Below are 13,149 nucleotides of genomic sequence, written 5' to 3' on the forward strand. Positions count from 1 at the left end.
TTTTCGCAATCTGCATAATTGCCCACCTCTTTCTGCAGTGGAAGTGATGCGCCGTCTGCCGAAGAATCTTGCCGTTGAACGGACGCGCCGACCCGAGCCCCCGATAGCGTCTGTATCCGGCTGCCTTTGACTTGTCAAAGTAAGCACTATTCAGTAAGATCCGCCGTCTAATTTACAGGGCGGCCCCTGAGGCTATTAAAGAATGACAACTTTTACTGCAAAACCGGAAACAGTTCAGCGCGACTGGTTTGTCGTCGACGCCGCTGGTCAGACCCTGGGTCGTCTGGCCACTGAAGTCGCCAGCCGTCTGCGTGGCAAGCACAAGCCTGAGTACACCCCTCACGTTGACACCGGTGACTACATCGTGATCATCAACGCTGAGCAGGTACGTGTTACCGGCAACAAAGCGCAAGACAAAATGTACTACCGTCACTCCGGTTTCCCAGGTGGTATCAAGTCTTCCAACTTTGAAGGCCTGATCTCCAAGAAGCCTGAAGCCCCGATCGAAATCGCGGTCAAAGGCATGCTGCCGAAGGGCCCACTGGGTCGCGATATGTTTCGCAAGCTGAAAGTCTATGCGGGCGCTGTACACCCTCATGCTGCTCAGCAGCCCCAAGAACTGAAGTTTTAACGGAATAGTTCATTATGTCGGCGACTCAAAATTACGGCACTGGCCGTCGCAAAACCGCAACCGCACGCGTTTTCCTGCGTCCGGGCACTGGTAACATCTCGATCAACAACCGCTCCCTGGACAACTTCTTCGGTCGCGAAACTGCCCGCATGGTAGTTCGTCAGCCGCTGGAATTGACCGAGACCGTTGAAAAGTTCGACATCTACGTCACCGTTATCGGTGGCGGTGTAAGTGGTCAAGCTGGCGCAATCCGCCACGGCATCACTCGCGCTCTGATGCAGTACGACGAAACCCTGCGTGGCGCTCTGCGCAAAGCTGGCTTCGTGACTCGCGATGCTCGTGAAGTTGAACGTAAGAAAGTCGGTCTGCGTAAAGCGCGTAAGCGTCCGCAGTACTCGAAGCGTTAATTCGCTTTACGTTCCACAAAAACGCCCAGCCTCCTCACGGAGCTGGGCGTTTTTTATTGCCTGCGATTTATACATAAATTTGTGCGTGACAACTTGCCACATCCGTAGACCCCCTATACTACAAGGCCTGGGGGCGGAGGCCCGGGCAATTCCCTTGTCATACGTGGGGCTTTTCATTACCATCCGTCAAAATTTTTATAAGTAAAGTTTCAACACTTAGTAGACGCCTGATTTAACAGGCCAAAAAAGCTGATGGGAGAGGACTGAATGAGCAATGACGGCGTGAATGCAGGCCGGCGTCGCTTCTTGGTAGCAGCCACATCCGTGGTGGGTGCTGCAGGAGCGGTGGGGGCTGCGGTCCCGTTCGTGGGGTCATGGTTTCCCAGTGCCAAGGCGAAAGCCGCAGGTGCACCGGTGAAGGTGAATGTCAGCAAGATCGAGCCAGGCCAGCAGATGATTGCTGAGTGGCGCGGCCAACCGGTATTCATCGTTCGTCGTACCGAGGAAATCCTGGGGAATCTGAAGAAGATCGAGGGCCAGTTGTCTGACCCGCAATCCGAAAATTCCGACCAGCCCGCCTACGCCAAGAACGAAGTACGTTCGATCAAGCCAGAGATTCTGCTGCTGGTCGGTCTGTGTACCCACCTGGGTTGCTCGCCTACCTTCCGCCCGGAAGTGGCCCCTGTCGATCTGGGCAAGGACTGGGTCGGCGGTTATTTCTGCCCGTGCCATGGTTCCCACTACGACCTCGCCGGCCGCGTCTACAAGTCCCAGCCCGCACCCTTGAACCTGCCTGTGCCTCCGCATACCTACGAAACTGACGACCTCATAGTCATTGGCCTCGACAAGGAGAACGCGTGATGAGCAAGTTCATGGATTGGGTGGATGCGCGCTTCCCCGCCACTAAAATGTGGGAAGACCATCTCAGCAAGTATTACGCGCCAAAGAACTTCAACTTTTTCTACTTCTTCGGCTCCCTGGCTCTGTTGGTGCTGGTCAACCAGATCGTCACCGGCGTGTGGCTGACGATGAGCTATACCCCGTCGGCGGAGGAGGCGTTCGCTTCCGTTGAATACATCATGCGTGACGTCGAGTACGGCTCGATCCTGCGCCTGCTGCACTCCACTGGCGCGTCAGCGTTCTTTATCGTCGTCTACCTGCACATGTTCCGGGGCCTGCTCTACGGGTCGTACCAGAAGCCACGCGAGCTGGTGTGGGTGTTCGGCATGCTGATCTACCTGGCGCTGATGGCCGAAGCCTTCATGGGTTACCTGCTGCCGTGGGGCCAGATGTCGTACTGGGGCGCCCAGGTGATCATCTCGCTGTTCGGTGCGATCCCGGTGATCGGCAACGACCTGACCCAGTGGATCCGCGGTGACTACCTGATCTCGGGCATTACCCTGAACCGCTTCTTCGCCCTGCACGTGGTGGCCCTGCCGATCGTGATCCTCGGCCTGGTGGTGCTGCACATCCTGGCGCTGCACGAAGTGGGCTCCAACAACCCAGATGGCGTGGACATCAAGAAGCACAAGGACGAGAACGGCATCCCGCTCGACGGCATTCCATTCCACCCTTACTACACCGTCAAAGACATTGTCGGCGTAGTGGTGTTCCTGTTCGTGTTCTGCTCGATCGTGTTCTTTTTCCCGGAGATGGGCGGTTATTTCCTCGAGAAGCCTAACTTCGAGCAGGCCAACGCCTTCAAGACTCCCGAGCACATTGCGCCGGTGTGGTACTTCACGCCGTTCTACGCGATCCTGCGCGCCATCCCTGACAAGCTGATGGGCGTGATCGCCATGGGCGCAGCCATCGCGGTGCTGTTCGTGCTGCCATGGCTGGACCGTAGCCCGGTCAAGTCGATGCGCTACAAAGGCTGGCTGAGCAAGATTTGGCTGTGGGTGTTCTGCATCTCGTTCGTGATCCTGGGCGTACTCGGCGTATTGGCGCCAACCCCTGAGCGTACGTTGCTGTCGCAGGTCTGCACCTTCCTGTACTTCGCCTACTTCATTCTGATGCCGTTCTATACCCGGCTCGAGAAGACCAAACCGGTTCCGGAAAGGGTGACTGGCTGATGAAAAAGTTATTCGTTGCATTCGTGCTTGCGGCCCTGCCGCTACTGTCCTTCGCCGCCGAGCATGGCGCGCAGCTGGAAAAAGTCGATATCGATGTGTCTGACAAAGCCGCCATGCAGGATGGGCTGCGGACCTTCACCAACTACTGCATGGGGTGCCACAGCGCCAAGTTCCAACGTTACGAGCGTGTCGCTGATGACCTGGGCATCCCCCATGAAGTGATGCTCAGCCACGCGGTGTTCACCGGTGCGAAGATCGGCGACCACATGAACATCGGCATGCAACCGGCCGACGCCAAGACCTGGTTCGGCGCCGCACCGCCCGACCTCACCCTGGTGGCCCGCGTGCGCGGCACCGACTGGCTCTACGGCTACCTGAAATCCTTCTATGAAGACCCCGCGCGCCCCTACGGCGTAAACAACAAAGTCTTCCCGAATGTCGGCATGCCGAACGTTCTGGTCGGCTTGCAGGGTCGCCAGGTGGTAGGATGCAAGCAGGTTCAGGTCGTTGAAGACGGCAAGAAGCAATATGATCCGCTGACCGGCACGCCTCTGACCCATGAAGCGTGTGATCAACTGACCATCGTGCCCAAGACCGGTACGCTGAACGAAGAGCAGTTCGACGAGAAGGTCAAGAACCTGGTGACCTTCCTGGCCTACTCGGCCAATCCGGTCAAACTGCAGCACCAGCGCATTGGTACGTACGTCTTGCTGTACCTGGCTTTCTTCTTCGTATTCGCTTATCTGCTCAAGCGCGAATACTGGAAGGATGTGCATTGATCCAACCGTAAGCAATTGCTGTTAATCTTGCGCGCCCAGCGGCATCTCTGAACACGTAGCGACCGGTTGAACCGGACGTTACAGGGATGCTCTCTGGGCGCGCTCGTTTTTGAGCTTTCGATAATTTCAACAAGCGAGGAGGACCGCCATGGGCGTGACCAATCGGTTGGCCTGTTACTCCGACCCCGCCGACCACTATTCCCACCGAGTACGCATCGTGCTCGCAGAGAAGGGTGTCAGCGCCGAGATCATCAGTGTGGAGGCGGGCCGTCATCCGCCGAAACTGATCGAAGTGAACCCTTACGGCAGCTTGCCCACCCTGGTTGATCGTGACCTGGCGTTGTGGGAGTCAACCGTGGTGATGGAATACTTGGATGAGCGTTACCCTCATCCGCCTTTGCTGCCGGTGTACCCGGTGGCGCGTGCCAACAGCCGTCTGCTGATTCATCGGATCCAGCGCGACTGGTGCGGGCTGGTGGATGTGATTCTCGATTCGCGTTCCAAAGAAGCCGCTCGGGTGCAGGCGCGCAAGGAACTGCGCGAGAGCCTGACCGGCGTTTCGCCGTTGTTCGCCGACAAACCTTTTTTCCTCAGTGAGGAACAAAGCTTGGTGGATTGCTGCCTATTACCCATACTCTGGCGCTTGCCGATTCTGGGCATTGAACTGCCACGGCCGGCCAAGCCGTTGCTTGATTACATGGAGCGCCAGTTTGCGCGTGAGGCTTTCCAGGCGAGTCTGTCTGGTGTCGAACGCGATATGCGCTAAGGCTTAAGGAGCCGTTGATGAACTCCAGTCGACCTTACCTGGTCCGCGCGCTCTATGAGTGGATTGTGGACAACGATTGCACCCCGCACATGCTGGTCAATTCCGAATTTCCTGCGGTTCAGGTACCGCAGGGTTTTGCCAGTGACGGACAAATCGTGCTGAACGTGTCGCCCAGTGCCGTGCGCCACCTGCACATGGACAACGAAGCGGTGAGCTTCGAAGGGCGTTTCGGCGGTGTGCCCCATACGCTGTTCGTGCCAATTGGTGCCATCCTCGGGATCTATGCCCGGGAAAATGGCCAAGGCATGGTGTTCGATCTGGAGTCGCCTTTCGAGGACGCCGAAACGATCGAAGGTGAAGGCGGTGATGATGTGCCGCCACCGGATACCGAGCCGCCGCGCCCTAGCGGTCGGCCGAGCTTGAAAGTGGTGAAGTAGGCGGATTACGCCTCCAGGCCCATGTGAAAAATGCCTCGACTGCTGTCGGGGCATTTTTTTTGCGCGAAGGATATGGATGAAAGTCGCGCCGGAACGGTGATCGTACAACCACCATGGGCTATGATGCGGTCTTTAGTTCGCCGAGAAAGATGGTTCATCATGGAAAACTCCAGCGCCGCTCCACGTCTTCCCCGCAAGCGTCGCAGCCTTGCCCAGGAATTGGTCACGGTGTTGTCCGAGCAGATCCGCGACGGCCAGCTCAAACGAGGCGACAAGCTGCCCACCGAGTCGGCAATCATGGACGCCCATGGCGTCAGCCGCACTGTGGTGCGCGAAGCCATCTCGCGTCTGCAAGCGGCGGGGCAGGTAGAAACCCGTCACGGTATCGGCACCTTTGTGCTGGACACGCCAAGCCCCAGCGGTTTCCGCATTGACCCGGCCACCGTGGTGACCTTGCGTGATGTGCTGGCGATCCTGGAGCTGCGTATCAGCCTTGAAGTGGAGTCTGCGGGCCTAGCAGCCTTGCGTCGCAGTGATGCACAGCTGGCGGCCATGCGTGCGGCCCTCGATGCCCTGAACGAAAGCGCGGCCCATGCCGGCGATGCGGTGGCTTCGGACTTTGCCTTCCATCTGGAAATTGCGTTGTCTACCGGCAACCGTTACTTCACCGACATCATGACCCACCTGGGCACCAGCATCATTCCACGCACGCGCCTGAACTCAGCGCGCCTGGCCCATGATGACCAACAGCACTACATGAGCCGCCTGAGTCGCGAACACGAAGAAATTTATGAGGCGATTGCCCGCCAGGATTCGGATGCGGCACGTGCGGCCATGCGTCTGCATTTGACCAATAGCCGTGAGCGGCTGCGCCATGCCCATGAAGAGGCCGAGGCGCAGCGAGGTTGAAGGCTGGTTCGCCGCGATCCAAATGTGGGAGGGGCGGTGCGACGATTCGACTTGCCCGCGAAGACGTCGGCCCAGCAAACATTGATGTCGGTTGACCCGCCGCTATCGGGAGCAAGCCCCCTCCCACAGTTGATCTCCATTGCCTGGAGTATTGCGGCGACTTAGCTGGTGGGTTGATTGGGCTTGTAGTCCTTGAGCAACAAATATGTACTCCAACCCCACCAATCATTGGTCCAGTGCTTGTCGTTCAGGTCATTGACGTCCTTGCGCCGCAGCACCTTGTCTCCCTCCATCTTGAACAATGGCGAGAAGTTATTCGCCGGGTTTTGTGCCGCGTTCAAGTCGGGCACATACAGCGGTGCCTTGAACTCAGCCGGGGAGGGCGCGATACCGCTGATGAAGGTTTCGAAGATTTCATCCGCCGAGGCCTGTACCGCCCGTTTGACCTGCACGCGGTTGTCCGCGTCGATGTCATCGAAGTAGCGTTTATCCCCATAGGCATGCCATTGATCCCCCATGGCATTGCGCACCTTGAGCCCGAACTTGCTGTCTTCATCGTGCATGAAGCGGCTGATCAGCGAGCCGAGTTCACCCGGCGTCACTACCGCTGCCAGTTGCTTGCGCGGTACGCGCAGGTGGCCGGCGGAAAACAGGTCAGTCAAGAAATGATCAGCAAAGCTGTTCATTGCATAAGCCAGCTCAAGGGCCTGGTCGGTGCCGGTTTGATGAGCCGCTAGGGCCTGTTGCAGTGCCGCTGTGTGGCCGGCCAGGTACGCCGACAGGGCCCACTCGCCGAAGTGGTCGGCATTGTCCGCCGCTAGTTTCAGGTAGCGCCCCAGTGGGAAGAGGGCTGAAACAGCGCTGCCGCCGCCGGTGATGCGATTCCACTCCTCGGACAACGTATCACCCAAGGCGTCATAGGCTTCGTGGGGCTGCTTGCCATCCTTGATCGCCTGCTTGACTGCGGCAATCTCCTTTTGCATCACCGCCAGGATCTTGTGGGCTTCTTCCCGGGAGGCGGGTAGCACTGCCAGAGAGTTGAAGGCGGCAGTGAAACGTTGCACGCGCTCGGCAGGGGAGGCGCCATCGCTGATCGCTTGACCCGGAATGCCATAGAAATCGCCGCCCAGGGCAATCATTTGGCCGTAGGTCAGCGCGAGTCCGTTGGGCAGGTGCAGCTCGACTTGGTACGCAGGAGTTGCCGGCGCGTCCTTGGCGAAGCGAAGCAGGGTTTCATCGCCGATGGCGGTGTGTTCACCCCCTTCGAAACGTAAGGACGGCAACTGTTTTTCTGGTGCAGCGAGTTCTAGACCTGACATGTTAGCTCCTTGCTATGTCGTAGGAATCTTCCTTGTTAGCTGTATATATATACAGCTACCCTGAGCATAAAGGAGAAATTTCCTACGTCAAGAAGCATTGTTAAGCGTGCCGGCTTTGCGATGAGCCGCGATGAATTGCAGTTGACGAATCTTTTTATAGTTGTACGATGACGTACGACATTAAAAATCAACAACAACCTTTCGTTAGAAAGTCTTCGCCCAGGGTGTTCGAATAATGAATCCACAAGAACTGAAGTCCATCCTCTCCCACGGTCTGCTGTCTTTCCCGGTGACCGATTTCACTGCCCAGGGTGATTTCCACCAGGCGGGCTATATCAAGCGCCTGGAATGGCTGGCCCCTTATGGCGCCACCGCCTTGTTTGCAGCGGGCGGCACCGGTGAATTTTTCTCTCTCGCCGCCAGTGAATACTCCCAAGTGGTAAAAACCGCTGTTGATACCTGCGCCACCAGTGTGCCGATCCTGGCCGGTGTGGGCGGTGCGACCCGTCAGGCCATCGAGTACGCCCAAGAGGCCGAACGCCTCGGTGCCAAAGGCTTGCTGCTGCTGCCACACTACCTCACCGAAGCCAGCCAGGACGGGGTCGCCGCCCATGTTGAAGCAGTGTGCAAGTCGGTCAAGATCGGTGTTGTGGTCTACAACCGCAATGTCTGCCGCCTGACCGCGCCGCTGCTGGAACGCCTGGCCGAGCGCTGCCCGAACCTGATCGGCTACAAGGATGGCTTGGGTGATATCGAGTTGATGGTGTCTATCCGTCGTCGCCTCGGCGACCGTTTCAGCTACCTCGGCGGCCTGCCGACTGCAGAGGTTTACGCCGCGGCCTACAAGGCCCTGGGGGTTCCGGTGTACTCCTCGGCAGTGTTCAACTTCATCCCCAAAACCGCGATGGATTTCTACCACGCCATTGCCCGCGAAGATCACGCCACCGTTGGCAAGATCATCGATGACTTCTTCCTGCCGTACCTGGATATCCGTAACCGCAAGGCCGGTTACGCGGTGAGCATCGTCAAGGCCGGTGCGAAAATCGTCGGTTATGACGCCGGGCCGGTGCGCACGCCGCTCACTGACCTGCTGCCCGAAGAGTATGAAGCCCTGGCCGCGCTGATCGACAAGCAAGGCCCGCAGTAAATTATCCACAAGGCCGCTGAGCAATCAGCGGCCTTTTGCGTCAGGAGAAGATTCGTGTCCCAAGCACAGCGTTTTGAGAACTACATCAACGGCGAATGGGTGACCGGCGCCGATTACTGCGTCAATATCAACCCGTCGGATGTGTCCGATGTCATTGGCGACTATGCCAAGGCGGATGTGGCCCAAGTCAACACGGCCATCGACGCCGCCCGCGCCGCGTTCGCGGGCTGGTCGACTTCCGGCATCCAGGCGCGCCACGATGCCCTGGACAAAGTCGGCAGCGAAATCCTCGCCCGTCGTGAAGAACTCGGCACCCTGCTGGCCCGTGAAGAGGGCAAGACCCTGCCCGAGGCCATCGGCGAAGTGACCCGCGCCGGCAATATCTTCAAGTTCTTCGCCGGTGAATGCCTGCGCCTGTCGGGTGATTACGTGCCGTCGGTACGCCCGGGCGTCAACGTTGAAGTCACTCGTGAAGCCCTTGGTGTGGTCGGCCTGATCACCCCGTGGAACTTTCCGATTGCCATCCCCGCGTGGAAGATCGCCCCGGCCCTGGCCTACGGCAATTGCGTGGTGATCAAGCCCGCCGAACTGGTGCCGGGTTGTGCCTGGGCCCTGGCGGAAATCATCTCCCGAGCCGGTTTCCCGGCGGGCGTGTTCAACCTGGTAATGGGCAGCGGCCGTGTGGTTGGCGATGTGTTGGTCAACAGCCCGAAGGTCGATGGCATCAGTTTCACCGGCTCCGTTGGCGTGGGCCGTCAGATCGCCGTCAGCTGTGTATCGCGCCAGGCCAAGGTGCAATTGGAAATGGGCGGCAAGAACCCGCAGATTATCCTCGATGACGCCGACCTCAAGCAGGCTGTCGAGCTGTCGGTACAGAGCGCGTTTTACTCCACCGGCCAGCGTTGCACCGCGTCGAGCCGCTTGATTGTCACTGCGGGTATTCACGACCAGTTTGTTGCGGCCATGGCCGAGCGCATGCGGTCGATCAAGGTCGGCCACGCGCTGCAAAGCGGCACCGACATCGGCCCGGTGGTTTCCCAGGCCCAGTTGGACCAGGACCTGAAATACATCGACATTGGCCAAAGCGAAGGTGCGCGGCTGGTGAGCGGCGGTGGCCTGGTGACCTGCGACACCGAAGGCTATTACCTGGCGCCGACATTGTTTGCCGACAGCGAAGCCGCCATGCGTATCAGCCGCGAAGAAATCTTCGGCCCGGTGGCCAATGTGGTACGCGTGGCGGACTACGAAGCGGCACTGGCCATGGCCAACGACACCGAGTTCGGCCTGTCGGCGGGGATCGCCACCACCTCGTTGAAATACGCCAACCACTTCAAGCGCCACTCCCAGGCCGGGATGGTGATGGTCAACCTGCCGACTGCGGGTGTGGATTATCACGTTCCGTTTGGCGGCCGTAAGGGCTCATCCTACGGTTCGCGTGAACAAGGTCGCTATGCGCAAGAGTTCTACACCGTGGTGAAAACCAGCTACATCGGTTCGTAATACCGGTTTCACTGTAGGAGCGGGCTTGCTCGCGAAGAACGTCAACGATTACGCGCGCATTCAGGATGTACGCGGAGCCTGCGAGTTTTTCGCGAGCAAGCTTGCTCCTACAGGGGACGGTACCCAGCAATACATAACTATTACCCGCAAAAAAAATAATTAGTGGGAGTACTTCTACATGCAAGCGACCAAGCCGACCCATGTCCGCTATTTGATCCTGCTCATGCTGTTCCTGGTGACCACGATCAACTACGCCGACCGGGCCACCATCGCCATCGCCGGTTCCAGCCTGCAAAAAGACCTCGGCATCGACGCGGTCACCCTCGGTTATATCTTTTCCGCTTTCGGTTGGGCCTACGTTGCCGGGCAAATCCCCGGCGGCTGGCTGCTCGATCGCTTCGGCTCGAAAAAAGTCTATGCCCTGAGCATTTTCACTTGGTCCTTGTTTACCGTGCTGCAAGGCTATGTCGGTGAATTTGGCGTTTCCACCGCCGTAGTCGCGCTGTTCATGCTGCGCTTTATGGTGGGCCTGGCCGAGGCCCCCTCGTTTCCGGGCAATGCCCGTATCGTTGCAGCGTGGTTTCCAACGGCTGAACGTGGCACCGCATCAGCGATCTTCAACTCGGCGCAATACTTCGCCACGGTGTTGTTCGCGCCGCTGATGGGCTGGATCGTCTATCGCTTCGGCTGGCAGCACGTGTTTATCGTGATGGGCGTGATCGGCATCATTTTCTCGCTGATATGGCTTAAAGTTATCCACAGCCCGCGCCAGCATCCGATGATCAACGAAGCTGAGTTCAATCACATCGCGGCCAATGGCGCGATGGTTGATATGGACCAGGACAAGGGCAAGGGTAAGAAAACCGACGGGCCGAAGTGGGATTACATCCGGCAATTGCTGACTAATCGCATGATGCTCGGCGTTTATCTGGGCCAGTACTGCATCAACGGCATCACTTACTTCTTCCTGACGTGGTTCCCCGTGTACCTGGTGCAAGACCGTGGCATGACCATCCTCAAGGCTGGTTTCATCGCCTCGTTGCCGGCGATCTGCGGCTTTATCGGCGGCGTGCTGGGCGGGGTGATTTCCGATTACCTGCTGCGCAAGGGCCACTCGCTGACTTTTGCCCGCAAGGCGCCGATCATTGCGGGCCTGCTGGTGTCCAGCAGCATCATTGCGTGTAACTACGTCGATGTTGAATGGATGGTCGTGGGCTTCATGGCGCTGGCCTTCTTCGGTAAAGGCGTTGGCGCACTGGGTTGGGCGGTGGTGTCGGACACCTCGCCGAAACAGATCGCCGGCCTCAGTGGTGGCTTGTTCAACACCTTCGGTAACCTGGCTTCGATCACCACGCCGATCGTGATCGGCTACATCATCAGCACCACTGGCTCGTTCAAATGGGCCCTGGTGTTTGTTGGTGCCAACGCCCTGGTGGCAGTGTTCAGCTACCTGGTGATTGTCGGCCCGATCAAGCGCGTGGTGCTCAAGGAGCCACCCACCAAAGGCCCGGAGTTGACCAACCTTTCCCAAGCGCATTCCTGAGGTTCGTGTGATGCAGTTGATTGAACATGCCGACTCGCCGCGCTCGATCCGTTTGCACGAGCGCGACAACGTAGTGATCGTGGTGAACGACCAGGGCGTGCCGGCGGGCACTGAATTTCCCGACGGCCTGGTCACCGTGGACTTTATTCCCCAGAGCCACAAGGTGACCCTGGAAGATATCCCCGAGGGCGGCCGGATCATTCGCTACGGCCAGATCATCGGTTATGCCTTGGCGCCAATACCCCGTGGCAGTTGGGTGCAGGAGGATCAGCTGCGCATGCCTACCGCGCCGCCCCTGGACAGCCTTCCGCTGTCCACCGAAGTACCGGAAACCCAGGCACCGCTGGAGGGGTTTACCTTTGAGGGCTATCGCAATGCCGATGGCACGGTGGGCACGCGCAATATCCTCGGCATCACCACCACCGTGCAGTGCGTTACCGGTGTGCTGGACCATGCAGTCAAGCGCATCAAGGATGAGTTGCTGCCCAAATACCCGTATGTCGATGATGTAGTGGCACTGACTCACAGCTACGGCTGCGGCGTGGCGATCACGGCGACGGATGCCTATATCCCGATCCGTACTGTACGTAACCTGGCACGTAACCCGAACCTGGGCGGCGAAGCCCTGGTGATCAGCCTGGGCTGCGAGAAACTGCAGGCCGGGCAGGTGATGCACGACAACGACAGCTCCGTGGACCTGAGCGAGCCATGGCTGTACCGCTTGCAGGACTCCAGTCACGGTTTTACCGAAATGATCGAACAGATCATGGAACTGGCCGAAGTGCGTTTGAAAAAACTCGACCTGCGCCGCCGGGAAACCGTGCCGGCCTCGGAGCTGATCCTGGGCATGCAGTGTGGCGGCAGTGATGCGTTTTCCGGCATCACCGCCAACCCGGCGCTGGGGTATGCCTCTGACCTGCTGCTGCGGGCTGGGGCGACGGTAATGTTCTCCGAAGTGACGGAAGTGCGCGACGCGATTTACCTGCTGACGTCACGCGCGCAGAACGAGGACGTCGCCCGTGAGCTGGTCAGGGAAATGGATTGGTATGATCGTTACCTGGCCAAGGGCGAAGCGGACCGCAGCGCCAATACCACCCCGGGGAACAAGAAGGGTGGTCTGTCGAATATCGTCGAGAAGTCCTTGGGCTCTATCGTCAAATCCGGCAGCAGCGCGATCAATGGCGTGCTCGGCCCGGGTGAGCGTTTCAAGGGCAAAGGGCTGATCTTCTGCGCTACACCGGCCAGTGATTTCGTGTGCGGTACTTTGCAACTGGCGGCCGGGATGAACCTGCATGTGTTCACAACCGGGCGCGGCACGCCCTACGGGTTGGCGATGGCGCCGGTGGTTAAGGTGTCGACCCGCACTGAGCTGGCCCAGCGCTGGCCGGACCTGATCGATATCGACGCCGGGCGCATTGCCACCGGGCGCGCGAGCATCGAGGAGCTGGGCTGGGAGTTGTTTCACTTCTACCTGGACGTGGCCAGTGGCAGGAAGCAGACGTGGGCGGAGCATCATAAGCTGCATAACGACATCACGCTGTTCAACCCGGCGCCGATTACCTGAGACCGAGTCGCCTGCATCGGGAGCAAGCCCCCTCTCACATTTGATCGTATTCATTCTGTTGGAATGCGTTCAAAT

General features: G+C 58.7%; 13 protein-coding genes. 12 read left to right on the plus strand and 1 reads right to left on the minus strand.

All coding sequences use genetic code 11. The annotated features are described in order from the left end of the window. The first annotated feature begins 202 nt into the window (after positions 1-202). The 8 genes from rplM (at position 203) to KVH01_RS00250 (ending at position 6,001) form a co-directional block, all read left to right on the plus strand. Complete coding sequence (gene rplM / locus KVH01_RS00215; protein ID WP_003171742.1) at positions 203-631, plus strand: 50S ribosomal protein L13; 429 nt, start codon at positions 203-205, stop codon at positions 629-631. Positions 632-645: 14 nt separating this feature from the next. Then, on the plus strand, positions 646-1,038 hold the full coding sequence (rpsI, locus tag KVH01_RS00220; protein WP_002555064.1) for a 30S ribosomal protein S9: 393 nt from the start codon (positions 646-648) through the stop codon (positions 1,036-1,038). Between the two features lie 267 nt (positions 1,039-1,305). Further along, positions 1,306-1,899, plus strand: a complete 594-nt coding sequence (gene petA, locus KVH01_RS00225; RefSeq protein WP_043048551.1) for a ubiquinol-cytochrome c reductase iron-sulfur subunit — start codon at positions 1,306-1,308, stop codon at positions 1,897-1,899. Then, positions 1,899-3,110, plus strand: a complete 1,212-nt coding sequence (locus KVH01_RS00230; RefSeq protein WP_003188526.1) for a cytochrome b — start codon at positions 1,899-1,901, stop codon at positions 3,108-3,110. Before petA ends, KVH01_RS00230 begins: the two co-directional genes overlap by 1 nt. Beyond that, complete coding sequence (locus KVH01_RS00235; RefSeq protein ID WP_005784777.1) at positions 3,110-3,889, plus strand: cytochrome c1; 780 nt, start codon at positions 3,110-3,112, stop codon at positions 3,887-3,889. Before KVH01_RS00230 ends, KVH01_RS00235 begins: the two co-directional genes overlap by 1 nt. Positions 3,890-4,037: 148 nt before the next feature. Further along, the gene (locus KVH01_RS00240; protein WP_005784778.1) at positions 4,038-4,655 is read left to right on the plus strand and encodes a glutathione S-transferase N-terminal domain-containing protein; all 618 of its coding nucleotides are present in this window, start codon (positions 4,038-4,040) and stop codon (positions 4,653-4,655) included. Between the two features lie 17 nt (positions 4,656-4,672). Beyond that, complete coding sequence (locus tag KVH01_RS00245) at positions 4,673-5,092, plus strand: ClpXP protease specificity-enhancing factor (protein WP_043048553.1); 420 nt, start codon at positions 4,673-4,675, stop codon at positions 5,090-5,092. 159 nt (positions 5,093-5,251) lie between these two features. Then, complete coding sequence (locus tag KVH01_RS00250) at positions 5,252-6,001, plus strand: FadR/GntR family transcriptional regulator (RefSeq protein ID WP_043048554.1); 750 nt, start codon at positions 5,252-5,254, stop codon at positions 5,999-6,001. A 161-nt stretch (positions 6,002-6,162) separates the two neighbouring features. Here the strand turns inward: KVH01_RS00250 and KVH01_RS00255 are convergent, their stop codons facing one another. Then, the gene (locus tag KVH01_RS00255; RefSeq protein ID WP_217880079.1) at positions 6,163-7,320 is read right to left on the minus strand and encodes a phospholipase; all 1,158 of its coding nucleotides are present in this window, start codon (positions 7,318-7,320) and stop codon (positions 6,163-6,165) included. A gap of 235 nt (positions 7,321-7,555) precedes the next feature. On the opposite strand from KVH01_RS00255, the gene kdgD reads away from it, so the two are divergent. The 4 genes from kdgD (at position 7,556) to garD (ending at position 13,074) form a co-directional block, all read left to right on the plus strand. Then, positions 7,556-8,467: a 5-dehydro-4-deoxyglucarate dehydratase gene (gene kdgD, locus KVH01_RS00260; RefSeq protein ID WP_043048557.1), complete on the plus strand. Its 912-nt coding sequence runs from the start codon at positions 7,556-7,558 to the stop codon at positions 8,465-8,467. A gap of 54 nt (positions 8,468-8,521) precedes the next feature. Next, positions 8,522-9,967, plus strand: coding sequence for an aldehyde dehydrogenase family protein (locus KVH01_RS00265; protein WP_217880080.1), 1,446 nt, complete (start codon positions 8,522-8,524; stop codon positions 9,965-9,967). A gap of 178 nt (positions 9,968-10,145) precedes the next feature. Continuing rightward, positions 10,146-11,510 (plus strand): MFS transporter, encoded by a 1,365-nt coding sequence (locus tag KVH01_RS00270; protein WP_217880081.1) that lies wholly within the window; start codon positions 10,146-10,148, stop codon positions 11,508-11,510. 10 nt (positions 11,511-11,520) lie between these two features. Then, positions 11,521-13,074 carry a galactarate dehydratase gene (gene garD / locus KVH01_RS00275; protein ID WP_217880082.1) on the plus strand — a complete coding sequence of 518 codons (1,554 nt, stop codon included), beginning with the start codon at positions 11,521-11,523 and terminating at the stop codon, positions 13,072-13,074. Positions 13,075-13,149 lie beyond the last annotated feature (75 nt).

Source organism: Pseudomonas khavaziana (assembly GCF_019145205.1).
Lineage (GTDB): Bacteria > Pseudomonadota > Gammaproteobacteria > Pseudomonadales > Pseudomonadaceae > Aquipseudomonas > Aquipseudomonas khavaziana.

Excerpts from the sequence above, each read along its gene's own strand:
- rplM (WP_003171742.1), top strand. The coding sequence starts at position 203 with ATGACAACTTTTACTGCAAAACCGGAAACAGTTCAGCGCGACTGGTTT.
- rpsI (WP_002555064.1), top strand. The coding sequence starts at position 646 with ATGTCGGCGACTCAAAATTACGGCACTGGCCGTCGCAAAACCGCAACC.
- petA (WP_043048551.1), top strand. The coding sequence starts at position 1,306 with ATGAGCAATGACGGCGTGAATGCAGGCCGGCGTCGCTTCTTGGTAGCA.
- KVH01_RS00230 (WP_003188526.1), top strand. The coding sequence starts at position 1,899 with ATGAGCAAGTTCATGGATTGGGTGGATGCGCGCTTCCCCGCCACTAAA.
- KVH01_RS00235 (WP_005784777.1), top strand. The coding sequence starts at position 3,110 with ATGAAAAAGTTATTCGTTGCATTCGTGCTTGCGGCCCTGCCGCTACTG.
- KVH01_RS00240 (WP_005784778.1), top strand. The coding sequence starts at position 4,038 with ATGGGCGTGACCAATCGGTTGGCCTGTTACTCCGACCCCGCCGACCAC.
- KVH01_RS00245 (WP_043048553.1), top strand. The coding sequence starts at position 4,673 with ATGAACTCCAGTCGACCTTACCTGGTCCGCGCGCTCTATGAGTGGATT.
- KVH01_RS00250 (WP_043048554.1), top strand. The coding sequence starts at position 5,252 with ATGGAAAACTCCAGCGCCGCTCCACGTCTTCCCCGCAAGCGTCGCAGC.
- KVH01_RS00255 (WP_217880079.1), bottom strand. The coding sequence starts at position 7,320 with ATGTCAGGTCTAGAACTCGCTGCACCAGAAAAACAGTTGCCGTCCTTA.
- kdgD (WP_043048557.1), top strand. The coding sequence starts at position 7,556 with ATGAATCCACAAGAACTGAAGTCCATCCTCTCCCACGGTCTGCTGTCT.
- KVH01_RS00270 (WP_217880081.1), top strand. The coding sequence starts at position 10,146 with ATGCAAGCGACCAAGCCGACCCATGTCCGCTATTTGATCCTGCTCATG.
- garD (WP_217880082.1), top strand. The coding sequence starts at position 11,521 with ATGCAGTTGATTGAACATGCCGACTCGCCGCGCTCGATCCGTTTGCAC.